The following is a 2,625-nucleotide window of genomic DNA, read 5'->3' as shown; positions in this document are numbered from 1 at the left end:
CCGATGAGGCGATCGCGCTGCGAGATCGTCAGGAAGCGGCCGGCGCCCAGGTCTCCGAGCATCATCCCGGCCGCACCAGCGGCGAAGAGATAGCCCGCTAGCTGTACTGACCACGGACGTTAGGTGCGGCGTGCCTGCTGGACGATGACGAAGACCTCCGGGTGAGGTGTGAAGCGACCAAGCATTCACCCGCTCACGAAACTCCGGAGGTCTTCGTGTCCCACGCTAACGCCCAACTGACTCCTGCGGGTCGTCTGCGTCTGGCTCAGCTTGTCGTGGACAAGGGCTGGACGTTGCGCCGTGCCGCTGAACGCTGGAACTGCTCGGTGACGACCGCGAAGCGGTGGGCCGACCGGTACCGTGCCTACGGCCGTGATGGCATGGTCGATCGGTCCTCACGCCCGTACACCTCACCGCGACGCACCCCACGCCGGGTCGAGCGACGGGTGCTCGGACTGCGGGTCTCTCGCCGCTGGGGACCGGCGCGGATCGCCTACCGGCTGCGGCTGCCGGTCTCGACGGTGCACAAGATCCTGTGTCGCTACAACTGCCCGCTGCTGGCCTGGACCGACCCGGCAACGGGGGTCCGGATCAAGTGGGTCCGTAAGAAGGCCCGCTCCTACGTGCATGATGCGCCCGGCGACCTGGTCCACGTCGATATCAAGAAGCTCGGCCGGATCCCTGACGGTGGCGGGTGGCGTTTCCTCGGTCGCGCCGACGGCAGGCGGGACCGCCGCCGCGGTATGGGCTACTGGTACATCCACAACGCGGTCGACGACTGCTCACGGCTCGGCTACAGCGAGCTTCTGAGCGATGAGAAGAAGGAGACAGCGGCGGCGTTCTGGGAACGCGCCAACGCCTACTTCAACACAGCCGGGATCGTCGTGAAACGCGTGCTCACCGACAACGGCTCCTGCTACCGCAGCCAGCTATTCGCCCAGGCCCTCGGCGAGGACGTCAAGCACAAGCGCACCCGGCCCTACCGACCCCAGACCAACGGGAAGGTCGAACGGTTCAACCGCACGATGCTCGAGGAATGGGCCTACGCCCAGCCCTACGGATCAGAGGCCGAGCGTGTGGCCCACTTCAACGACTGGCTGCACCACTACAATCATCACCGCGGTCACACCGCACTCGACGGCAAGTCACCAGCCGACCTCGTACCCAACCTGTGTGGGCAGAACATCTAGACCTCGCGGGCTCGTCGCCTCAATCCTGCGACAAGCACCTATGCGTACGAATCGTCGCGCACAACCCGTCGAAGGGTTCGCAAGGTCGTTGCGAGAGTGACCAGATCGGTGGAGCCAAGCGCTACCCGGATGGCTTGCGGGGTCTGTGGCGCGGTGCTGAAGGGTTCGGCCGTCGCTACCGCGATCTGCTGCCTGGATAGCGTGCCGGTGATGCGGTCGGCTCGCGCGCCTTCCGGTAGTGGCAGCCATGCGAAGTACGACAAAGGATGGCCGATGACGTGCAGGTCGGCCAGCTCCCGCCGCGCGAGAGCTTGACGGGCACGAGCTTCGTCGCGCTTGCGGTCTTCGAGGCGAGCGACGGTGCCGTCTTCGATCCAGCTGCAGGCGATCGCGGTCGTGAGGACGGCGTGTTCCAGGTGGTGACGCGGATGGCTCGTTCCATGGCACCGATGAACGAGTCGGGAGCAACCAGGAACCCGACCCGAAGTCCGGTGGCGACGCCCTTGGACAGACCAGAGACGTAGACCGTCAGGTCCGGGGCGGTGGCGGCCAACGGTGGCGGCGGGTCTTCGGCGAGATAGGCGTACGAGGCGTCTTCGATGATCAGGAGACTGTGCCGTCGCGCGATGCGGACCAGTCGTTCGCGGTCAGCCGATGACATGACCCATCATCGCCCTTGGAGTCCTCAACCGGATCAAAGGCGACGACTGGCGCGTCACCATAGCCACGCCGAGCCCGAAGGTGACGTCGATGAACGGTGTGGTGGTCGAGCAGATGTCGACGCTGGAAGAGGCCTGCGAGGCTGACGCCGTCATAGTCGGCAGCGGTGTCGCTACCCGCGAGGTCGTCGAGGATCCCGCGATCTTGGACGTGCTGCAACGCCTCGACCCGTCGTGCCAGCTCATCGCCGCCCAGTGCTCAGGCGCGCTCGTCCTGGCCAGACTCGGACTGCTCGAGGACGTCCCTGCCTGCACCGATCTGATCACCAAGCCGTGGATCGTCGCCGCCGGTGTCGAGGTACTCAACCAACCCTTCTACGCCAAGGACAACCCCGCGACCGCGGGCGGCTGCCTCGCCTCGCACTACCTCGCGGCCTGGATCATCAGCCGCCTCAAGGGCCAGGAGGCCGCCGAAGGCGCTCTCCACTACGTGGCCCCGGTCGGGGAGAAGGAGGAGTACATCGAGCGCGCCTTGCGCAACATCACCCCCTACCTCCCCGCCGCCGTCCCAGCGCTCGCCTGACCCGCGACGCGAGACCCCATCACCTGGGCTCAGGTGAGCGGGTCGATGATCGCGTCGATGACGACCCTGGCCCAGTCGAGGAGATCCGGGCCGTCGAGGGGTTTGGCGGGGAAGCCGGAGGAGACCGGGCGCGGGACCATGATGGTGTCCAGCTGCGGCTTGACCAGGGACTTCGGGTACATCCGGTTCAACC

3 protein-coding genes are annotated in these 2,625 nt (G+C 66.4%); 2 read left to right on the top strand and 1 reads right to left on the bottom strand.

The features are described from left to right. The first annotated feature begins 215 nt into the window (after nucleotides 1-215). The gene (locus H5T77_RS25585; protein WP_292653427.1) at nucleotides 216-1,190 is read left to right on the top strand and encodes an IS481 family transposase; all 975 of its coding nucleotides are present in this window, start codon (nucleotides 216-218) and stop codon (nucleotides 1,188-1,190) included. A 175-nt stretch (nucleotides 1,191-1,365) separates the two neighbouring features. Here the strand turns inward: H5T77_RS25585 and H5T77_RS25580 are convergent, their stop codons facing one another. Then, a complete protein-coding gene (locus H5T77_RS25580; protein ID WP_292653426.1) occupies nucleotides 1,366-1,851 on the bottom strand; it encodes an aminotransferase class I/II-fold pyridoxal phosphate-dependent enzyme in 486 nt (161 codons plus the stop codon). Nucleotides 1,852-1,856: 5 nt separating this feature from the next. Between H5T77_RS25580 and H5T77_RS25575 the strand changes: the two genes are divergently transcribed. Next, entirely contained in the window at nucleotides 1,857-2,432 is a 576-nt protein-coding gene (locus H5T77_RS25575) for a DJ-1/PfpI family protein (RefSeq protein WP_366816681.1), read from the top strand. Nucleotides 2,433-2,625: the final 193 nt, after the last annotated feature.

It is taken from the genome of Nocardioides sp., from assembly GCF_014360585.1.
Lineage (GTDB): Bacteria > Actinomycetota > Actinomycetes > Propionibacteriales > Nocardioidaceae > Nocardioides.
Note: the sequence above shows the minus strand (reverse complement) of the source record. Positions and strands in the feature narration are given on the sequence as shown.

Bases quoted from the DNA above. Each gene is read 5' to 3' on its own strand.
- H5T77_RS25580 (WP_292653426.1), bottom strand. From the start codon at position 1,851: ATGTCATCGGCTGACCGCGAACGACTGGTCCGCATCGCGCGACGGCAC.